Below are 8,008 nucleotides of genomic sequence, written 5' to 3'. Positions count from 1 at the left end.
TTGACTTTCTTTAAGCCAATCTGATATTGCTTTTAAATCCTCATTATAAACCCCAAACTCTCTAACATCATCATCATATTGTCCTACTGCTACAAAATGTGACCGACTACCAATATCGATTCCAGCAGCGTGTGGGTTAATAATTTCCATTGCAATGTGTTTTTCATTTTTCATACTTTTTAATTTTTTAGATTAATAAATATGCTCTAAGAGGAAATTCTTTCGGATAAACAAAATATTCTAAACGGGGTCAAATAAATGCCGCCACTGGGGTCATCACACACTTCCCTACCAGAATTACACTCGTGCTATTATGCAACAGTTTAAAAATCGGCCTTGCAAAGAGCGAATCTAATTTACGTATTTTTCGTGTTGTGATCGTTAGCTTAAGGAGTCAATTTGGTTCGAATATGTGGAACTACACCCAACGGGTTGAACATATTAAAAACATACATTATACCATTTTACTTTTGATTTTACTGTAATAAAAAAACACCCAGTCTCTTCGAGTGATTTTGAATAGTAATGCGACAGCTTTACTATTCAAAATTGTATCGATAAGCTTACAGTGTTAGGGTTCTCGATACGTTTTATTAAAAAAAGCTATCGCATTTTTTAATAAAACACTCGAACTGACGCGTACAGTTAAATTGATTTATCACGGTAAATTTAAAGACTAAATGGTATTATTTCATTAGGAAAAATGTGCGACAACACACTTTTTCAAATGAAAATATGCATTATTATACATTTTAACAAAGGAATATAGCGCTTTTACGGATAATAAAGTTCAATACACAATAAACCCAATCAATCGGATATCACTAATTTTTCTCGATTCAAAGTTGTTCGCGTAAGGGATTGCGGCGGTATCCTTTATTTTTTTTCTTTAAAAAAATAAAGATAGAGCCAAAAGCCCGACCCGAAAGTTAAAAATAAGGAAGGAACGACCAAAATTTTTAACTTTTGGGTTACGCCCAAATCATAATAGAAAACGGTTTATTTCTGGTTTATACTTTCCAATAAAGCCGTTAGACTGTCTTTAATTCCTAAAGTATTTCGGTATTTGTGATCTCTCCCGCTAGCGCAGGAGATTCTTTATACATTTTATCAATCATTTCCCTAAAGATTTCTTTTTGCACTTCCAATCCCTTTTCAAATCGTATTTCAGGGGAAGTTGTAGATTTACCTTCTAAAGGTAATTTAACTCTTTAATCGTCGATATACAAAAAGCTAATCAACCGTTTTTAACTGTTATGATTATTACTGCCAAATCTATGATTAGGTATAAACCATAATAAAGAAGTCATAATCAATATTACAAAGGCAAGTTTAGGCAATCCTAAAGATGAAATAATGGCTGCAGTTAAATTGAGAGAAATAGTTACATAACTTTTGTAATTACCTTTGAAAGTTTTTGAAAATACTGAATCAAAACCATGTAAAAAACGTAATTGATACACTAAAATCATATAAGAGATAACACACAGCGTCAGTATTATGGCGTAAAATGTAACGGTTGTACTTTGAAATGAATTTTCTCCCATCCAAGCTGTAGAATAGGGTATAAACGACAACCAAAAAAGTCCGAACAAATTTGCCCAAAGTATGCAATTATTCACTTTACTTGCCTTATGAAATAAATGATGATGACTACTCCAGTAAAGACCTACAAAAACAAAACTAAGAGCATAGCTTATAAAAATCGGCCAATTTTCCCATAAAGATCCCCATTTTGTATCATGAGGAACTTTTAATTCCAGTATCATAATGGTGATAATTATGGCAACAACTCCATCAGAAAAGGCTTCTAAGCGATTTTTATCCATGGTTGCTTAGTATGTATTTACACTATTATATTCCTCGTCGGTTACTGGTGTCAACCACTTAACAGCACCTTCTTCGGTAGTATTGGTTACAGCGATATGAGTGAAACTACTATCTTGTGTAGCACCATGCCAGTGTTCAACATTTGACGGGATAACCACTACATCACCTTTACTAAGTAACCTTGCGTGCTTCCCTTTTTCCTGATAATAGCCTTTACCATCAGTCACGAGTAGAATTTGTCCTGCCGGATGTGTATGCCAGTTGTTTCTGCAACCTGGTTCAAATGTAACATTACCTATAGAATATTTTCCTGTTTCATCCTGCGGAACTAAAATATTCACCCAAGCTGTTCCTGTAAAATAAGCTGCCGAAGCTCTTTCGCCTTTTGGGAAAATAGTATTTTGATTTTCTGATGTATTCATAATAATAATTTGATTTAATTATTGTCCAGTTCTTTTTTCCAGTTCTTCCGGATAGCGGTCACCCACTACTTTGATTTGTTCAAGTGCAGAATCAATGTTTCTCAATTCTTCGGAAGTCAATGTAATACTTGCTGCTCCAATATTTTCTTCCAAACGGTTGAGCTTCGTAGTCCCAGGAATAGGTACTATCCAAGGTTTTTGGGCGAGAAGCCACGTAAGGGAAATTTGAGCCGGAGTTGCATTTTTTTGTTCCGCCACTTTTTTTAATAAATCCACTAGAACCTGATTTGCTTCAAGTGCTTCGGAAGTAAATCGAGGAACGATGCTTCGAAAATCCGAACTGTCAAATTTGGAATCTTTGTTAAAACTTCCCGAAAGAAATCCCTTGCCCAAAGGACTGAATGGCACAAAGCCAATGCCGAGTTCTTCAAGGGTTGGCAGCAATTCTTCTTCAGGACGTCTCCACCATAGAGAATATTCACTTTCGATAGCGGCAAGAGGATGTACAGCATGTGCACGACGAATGGTCTTTACCCCCGCTTCGGAAAGTCCCCAATGTTTGATTTTACCTTCCTGAATCAAATCTTTAATAGTACCCGCTACATCCTCAATCGGAATTGTAGTATCCACACGATGCTGATAGTATAAATCTATGTATTCGGTGTTCAGACGTTTCAGCGAACCCTCTATGGATTTTCTAATTTGTTCCGGACGACTGTCCTGCACCTGTTTTCCATCCTGCATTTTAATACCAAATTTGGTAGCTATCACTACCTTGTCCCTGTAAAGAGCTAAGGCTTCACCTAGTAATTCTTCATTAGTATAGGGTCCATACATTTCTGCGGTATCAAATAGCGTAACACCTCTTTCCACAGCCGAATGAATCAAAGCAATCATTTCTTTTTTATCAGGTGCTTGGCCGTAAGCGTAACTCATTCCCATGCAACCGAGACCGATGGCGGAAACTTCGAGTCCGCTGTTTCCTAATTTTCTTGTTTTCATCTTTTTTGATTTGAATTAAAAATTCCCCGAAGTAGTATGAAGATTAACTAATTTCCATTTCTCGTTTTTCTTAGTATAAACTTCTGTATAGACCAATTTATATACACTGCCACCATTTACCGTGAAGTAGGCTTTTCCCACCAAAACGGCAGTATTCCCATAAACTTTAACAGAAGCCTCTTTTTGTTTAATTTTGTTGTAAACAAACCTTCCTGTCTTCAGTTCATTTATCCATTCCCCTTTGGTTGTGATATGTCCTGTGATATGGACAAAGACTAATTCATCATCGAACAAATCTGCAAGCAAATCAAATTTTCCAGAGGTCTTCCAAAGAAATTTTTCTTGTGAAAGATTAAGGATTTCTGTTTCCATTTTAGCGTTGTTTGAGGTATTCATAGTTTCTGTATTAGATTTTGTTTGTGAACATGCCACTCCGTTGTTTAGAAGTGATATGATGACTAAAATAGTAATAAGCCTTTTCATGGTTCCTGTTTTATTCTGACATAGAAAGCAGTCCCTCATTAAGCCTTGCACCCTGTACATTGATTTTTGATAATTCACTGTCAATTTCCTGAAGGTCTTCTTTTGTCAACTCAAGGTCTATCGATTTTAAATTATCATCTATATATTCCACTTTATCCATACCCGGGATAGGAACAATCCAAGGCTTTTGTGCCAATAACCACGACAATGCTATTTGTACCGTGGATACATCCTTTCTCCTTGCAATTTTGTTGAGCATTTCTACTACCGGCATATTGGCCTTTAGAGCTTCTGGCGTAAAGCGTGGGAAAGTGGCACGCAGGTCTGTTGCACTGTCAAATTTTGTGTCTGCTGTTATGGTCCCCGCAAGGAAGCCAGTTCCTAGCGGCCCCCAAGGCACGAAGCCAATTCCAAGCTCTTCACACACAGGCAAAACCAATGCTTCGGGCTCTCTTGTCCAGATAGAGTACTGGTTTTGAACGGCTGATACCGGTTGAACGGCATGTGCACGGCGGATGGTTTGTGCTCCTGCTTCAGAAAGCCCGAAGTATTTTACTTTACCTTCCTGTATCAGGTCTTTCACCGTTCCTGCTACATCTTCAATTGGCACATTCGGGTCAACGCGGTGTTGATAAAACAGGTCAATTACATCAGTCTTTAATCTTTTCAAGGAGGCTTCTGCAACCGCTCTGATAGTTGAGGGACGGCTGTCAGTACCAGCGATAACTCCGTTCTCCAATTTAAAACCAAATTTTGTAGCGATAACAACCTCATGGCGAAATGGAGCAAGAGCTTCTCCTACCAATTCTTCGTTCGTATAAGGTCCGTATGCTTCGGCGGTATCAAAGAAGGTGATACCACGCTCAAATCCTGCACGGATTATTGAAATGCCATTTTGTTTATCTGTAGCTTGACCAAGACCAAAGCTTAATCCCATACAACCAAAGCCAAGAGCAGAAACCTCTAAGCCACTGCTTCCTAATTTGCGTTTTTGAATTTTAGTATTCATAATTATTTTGTTTTTAATTATGATGCAAAGTTCGGCAAGAAGCGGTGTCCTTAAAAACAAAAATCAAACAGAGAATTACGAAATTCAAACATTTCTAAATTTTAAAGGACTAAGCTTAATATGCTTTTTAAAGAAATTATTGAAATGGGTTACTTCAGGACTTACAAGGCATTGGTGTAAGCCATGTAATGCTCAACCTGAGGTTTGGGCATCGACCAGAACAGGAAGTGATTGAAGAACTTAGGAGGTATGTATTACCATTATTTCCAGCTAATGGAAGTTAATGAAATAATGGTAATAGTATGGTACAGCTTACCCCCTGATTGCTCGGAAATAAATAAATTTCTTTCGATTTATGGTTTGTCCGCGTAAGGGATTGCGGCGTTATCCTTTATTTTTTTCTTTAAAAAATAAAGATATAGCCAAAAGCCCGACCCCAAAGTTGAAAATAAGGAAGGAACGACCGAAATTTTTAACTTTGGGGTTACGCCCAGATTATAAAGAATATTCTTGAGTATTATTCCCCTTACAATACCAGTTCTTCAAACAATCGTTGTGCTGTTTGTTCCAAATCATCACAGATTCCCGGATGTGGTCTTGAGGTTTGAATGGCGGAACTACGAATAGCCGTCAACCAACGGAAACGCGATGGAATATCGAATTGCGCTATTGGCCCACCCGATTTTTTGCCATGTGCCACTTTCTCGAATGCCTGTAAATTTAAATGCAATTGCTCCAGATCTAAATCTACTGAAAAAAGTTGGAGTTTGGCTTCGTTAATCGAAAAGAGGACTTTTATAAATTTCGCTTTTTTACAAAAGAGAATAATACCCACATTGAGGAATTCTTCGCGTTCTACCCTTGGTACAACCCGGATTACAGCATACTCATATAAGTGTTTCTCTTGCATTTTGGGCTTCATTTATAAAAATTTCGGAATGGTTCAAACGTATGGATAAAAACTGGAAATAGACTTCTCGAAGCGCTTCGGGAGTTTCATCCGAATCTTCCCATTGCAGCCATTCGTCTGGAATGAGATTAACAATTGACTGTAGCACTTCGTTAGTTAATATTTTTTTGAAAATCGCATCGGTTTCTTTCAACAACGAAGCTTGAGGCAATAATACGTGGTCTTTTATCAGTGCAAAAGGACTTTGTGCATGAGTTTTCCAATTGGTCCAAGAATGATGAAAATAAAGACTTGCACCATGATCAATCAGCCACAATTCTTTGTGCCAAATCAGCATGTTGGTGTTTTTAAAGGTTCGATCCACATTGGTGATAAAGCATCCAGCCAAACAATTTCTGAAGCTAATTTTGCATCAACCACCGTAACTACCGGATCAAAAGTTATGGCTCCCGATAAAAAATGTAAGGCCAAATTAAGTCCCTGACTCCCTTGAAGCAAGTCCTGAATTTCTTCGTCTGCTTCGGTTCGTCCGAAAGCTTCGTCTAGATTTGCATAAACGAGTTCCGGCATTTTTAGGTTTAAAACACGGGCAATTTCCCCGCCCATTAATTCGGCAATTAAGGCTTTTACGCCATGTCCGGCACCTTTGAATTTCAATACATATTTAAAATCATCATCGGCTTCAGCGAGCGCAGGTAAAGAACCGCCTTCCCGCAACGGAGTGATGTATCGCGTAACATTTACGGTTCTAAGATGGGGTATTTTTTCCATAATCGAATTGGATAAAGCTATTTTGCTTGAATACAAATGTAAATCAAAAGTTAAAGACTTTTTTGTACCACAAGGCACTAAATATTGGTAGAAAACAAGAATCGAAACGGATTTAGCGTGCCGTAGGTACGCAACATTTATCATTTTGTCGCGCACTACGGCACGCTAATAAATTTTGAAACTAATTGCTCCCAATATTTAGTGCCTAAAGGCACATTCCAAACCTTGACTTACATTACAAACTTACAAATAACTCGGATAAATTTAAGGCCTATTTTGTAGAATGATGGTTTTCTATTAAGCGAAACTTCGATACCGTTGAGATTCCTCCTTTGTCGGAATTGACAAACTGGAACGGAATGACAAATCAGGATGGAATGACGAATGAGAAATAAATTACAAGAAGTTCCAATCCTTATTCTCTAAACTCAAATACGCTTTCCCAATATTCGTAATAATATCAGAAGCAATAAAGGACTGATAACCGGTTTCGGGTAGTGCGATATCAGCGGTTAATCCATGAAGATAAACGCCAAGTATCGCAGCACTAATTGGTTCATAGGATTGTGCCAATAAACTGGTAATCATTCCGGTTAGGACATCTCCGCTTCCTGCGGTGGCCAAAGCGGCATTTCCTGTAGTGTTTTCGTAGATTGTATCTTCATCAATAATACGAGTTGGCGCGCCTTTCATTACAATAATCAGATGGTATTGTTTAGAAAAAGTGATCGCTTTATCGATTTTCTCTTCTTCCGAATTCCATTTTCCGATTAATCGTTCCAGTTCTTTGGGATGTGGCGTAATTATGGTTTTGGGCAATAATAAAGGAAGCCATTCTTTGTTTTTAGATAGAATATTCAACGCATCCGCATCGATTACCAAAGATGTTTTATTGATTTTTAAGAATTTATAAACGGCTTGTTGCGTTTCGATTTCCAGGCCTAACCCCGGTCCTATTCCTATGGCTTGCGGTTTGATATCGAAAGTGATATTGGAGATAAATTTTTCCTGATTATCCGTTACAACCATGACTTCGGGAATGGAAATTTGAAGGATATCGTAACCGCATTTGGGTATGAAAACAGTGACTAATCCGCAACCGGTTTTCAAGCAAGCTTTGGAAGACAAGGTCACCGCTCCTATTTTTCCATAACTTCCACCAATGATAATAGCGTGTCCCTGAATTCCTTTGTGGGTATATTTGTCAGGTTGTTTATAGTGTTTGAGAATTTCTTTTTGGTCTATATAAATTGGATTCATCATGGAATTTATTTGTATAAAATTACAAATTTAAAAGTTTGTGCAGTAATTAAGTAAGTCACTTTTTTTGCCACTAAGACACAAAGGCACTACGTTTTTTAGTGCTTGAAGAAGAAGTAACTATTTCAATTTACAAAATGTACTATTTGGATTCGAAATTCCCTAGCCCTGATTACTTCACTAAACTTTTATTTTTATAGGAGTTCAGTGAACGAAAACATTTGCAACGGAAATCCTTTTTATCCGCCTTTTCGGCGGATAAAAAGATTACTCACCAATTTAATATTTTATTTTGGTGTTCAGTGAATTACATTTGAAGTG

At 37.4% G+C, this 8,008-nt stretch carries 8 protein-coding genes and 1 pseudogene; 1 reads left to right on the top strand and 8 read right to left on the bottom strand.

Features of this window, described 5'->3' with window-relative positions:
* Positions 1-1,247 precede the first annotated feature (1,247 nt).
* The 5 genes from FNW38_RS05550 to FNW38_RS05530 are packed head-to-tail and all read right to left on the bottom strand — an operon-like array spanning position 1,248 to position 4,746.
* Entirely contained in the window at positions 1,248-1,829 is a 582-nt protein-coding gene (locus tag FNW38_RS05550) for a TMEM175 family protein (RefSeq protein ID WP_143386213.1), read from the bottom strand.
* A 6-nt stretch (positions 1,830-1,835) separates the two neighbouring features.
* Entirely contained in the window at positions 1,836-2,252 is a 417-nt protein-coding gene (locus FNW38_RS05545; RefSeq protein WP_144064670.1) for a (R)-mandelonitrile lyase, read from the bottom strand.
* An 18-nt stretch (positions 2,253-2,270) separates the two neighbouring features.
* Positions 2,271-3,254, bottom strand: a complete 984-nt coding sequence (locus tag FNW38_RS05540) for an aldo/keto reductase (RefSeq protein ID WP_143386215.1) — start codon at positions 3,252-3,254, stop codon at positions 2,271-2,273.
* A 15-nt stretch (positions 3,255-3,269) separates the two neighbouring features.
* A complete protein-coding gene (locus FNW38_RS05535) occupies positions 3,270-3,737 on the bottom strand; it encodes a nuclear transport factor 2 family protein (RefSeq protein ID WP_185963088.1) in 468 nt (155 codons plus the stop codon).
* A 10-nt stretch (positions 3,738-3,747) separates the two neighbouring features.
* Positions 3,748-4,746 carry an aldo/keto reductase gene (locus FNW38_RS05530; protein ID WP_317129713.1) on the bottom strand — a complete coding sequence of 333 codons (999 nt, stop codon included), beginning with the start codon at positions 4,744-4,746 and terminating at the stop codon, positions 3,748-3,750.
* A 19-nt stretch (positions 4,747-4,765) separates the two neighbouring features.
* On the opposite strand from FNW38_RS05530, the gene FNW38_RS05525 reads away from it, so the two are divergent.
* Positions 4,766-4,981: a hypothetical protein gene (locus tag FNW38_RS05525; protein WP_143386217.1), complete on the top strand. Its 216-nt coding sequence runs from the start codon at positions 4,766-4,768 to the stop codon at positions 4,979-4,981.
* 291 nt (positions 4,982-5,272) lie between these two features.
* Here the strand turns inward: FNW38_RS05525 and FNW38_RS05520 are convergent, their stop codons facing one another.
* The 3 genes and pseudogenes from FNW38_RS05520 to FNW38_RS05510 form a co-directional block, all read right to left on the bottom strand.
* The gene (locus FNW38_RS05520) at positions 5,273-5,656 is read right to left on the bottom strand and encodes a DUF3037 domain-containing protein (RefSeq protein WP_143386218.1); all 384 of its coding nucleotides are present in this window, start codon (positions 5,654-5,656) and stop codon (positions 5,273-5,275) included.
* Positions 5,634-6,427: pseudogene (locus FNW38_RS05515) on the bottom strand (HipA family kinase). Before FNW38_RS05515 ends, FNW38_RS05520 begins: the two are co-directional and overlap by 23 nt.
* Before the next feature lie 396 nt (positions 6,428-6,823).
* Positions 6,824-7,690 (bottom strand): NAD(P)H-hydrate dehydratase, encoded by an 867-nt coding sequence (locus tag FNW38_RS05510; RefSeq protein ID WP_185963087.1) that lies wholly within the window; start codon positions 7,688-7,690, stop codon positions 6,824-6,826.
* Between the last annotated feature and the right edge of the window lie 318 nt (positions 7,691-8,008).

It is taken from the genome of Flavobacterium gawalongense (assembly GCF_007097265.1).
Classification (GTDB): domain Bacteria; phylum Bacteroidota; class Bacteroidia; order Flavobacteriales; family Flavobacteriaceae; genus Flavobacterium; species Flavobacterium gawalongense.
The sequence above is the reverse complement of the archived record's forward strand: the minus strand, read 5'-3'. Positions and strand labels throughout refer to the sequence as shown.